General features: G+C 64.3%; 1 protein-coding gene. It reads right to left on the bottom strand.

All coding sequences use genetic code 11. The features are described from left to right. Window positions 1–23: 23 nt before the first annotated feature. The coding region (locus C8024_RS04895; protein ID WP_173203236.1) for an IS3 family transposase at window positions 24–940 on the bottom strand (917 nt) is incomplete at its 5' end.

The raw sequence follows: 940 nt of genomic DNA, 5'->3' as shown, positions 1-940 counted from the left end.
CCCCAGCTTTCCTCCAGCTGGGATTAGAGCCGAGCCGCATTGTTGCGCATGAGCGCGGTTGAAGCAATGGGCTGCGTAGCGGAGCCCGTAGGGCGTAGCGAAGCAGGCCATTGCTTATCCAGTTCAGCGGCGAACGCCGCCGGTGTTGCGTAGCCAAGCGATGAGTGTGGTCTCTCCTGGTTGTAGTCTTCCACCCAGGCGGCGATCTCGACCCGGGCATGCGCCAGGCTGAGGAACAGCGTCTCGTTCAGCAGTTCATCGCGCATCCGGCCGTTGAAGCTTTCGCAGAAGCCGTTCTGCATCGGTTTGCCCGGCGCGATGTAATGCCACTCCACGCCGATCTGGCCGCACCAAGCGAGAACCGCGTTGCTGGTGAGCTCGGTGCCATTATCACTGACGATCATCCCCGGCTTGCCGCGCTGGGCGATCAGCTCCGTCAGTTCGCGCACGACACGGCGACCCGAGATCGAGGTGTCCGGCACCGCCGCCAAGCACTCCCGGGTCACATCATCGACCACGTTAAGCACCCGGAACCGCCTGCCGGAAGCCAGCTGGTCGTGCACGAAGTCCAGGCTCCAGCGCTGGTTCGGTAGGGCGAGAACCGGAGCCGGTGCTCTGGTCCCCACCGCCCTCCTGCGGCTGCGCCGCCGCCTGACTGCCAAGCCTTCCTCACGATAAATACGCTGGGTCTTCTTCCGGTTGATCATCACGCCCTCCCGGCGCAGCAGGATATGCAGACGGCGATAGCCGAACCGGCGACGCTGGTTGGCCAGCTCGCGCAGCTTCTCACGCAACCCGGCATCATCGTCCCGCGTGGAACGGTAACGCACGCTCTTGCGATCGGCACCGATGACACGGCACGCCCGCCGCTCACTCATCCCGTGACAAGCCTGGAGATGAGACACAGCTTCCCGCTGCGCGGCGGGCGTCAGAACTTTTT

Source organism: Sphingopyxis sp. BSNA05 (assembly GCF_013265645.1).
Taxonomy (GTDB): Bacteria; Pseudomonadota; Alphaproteobacteria; order Sphingomonadales; family Sphingomonadaceae; genus Parasphingorhabdus.
The sequence above is the reverse complement of the archived record's forward strand: the minus strand, read 5'-3'. Positions and strand labels throughout refer to the sequence as shown.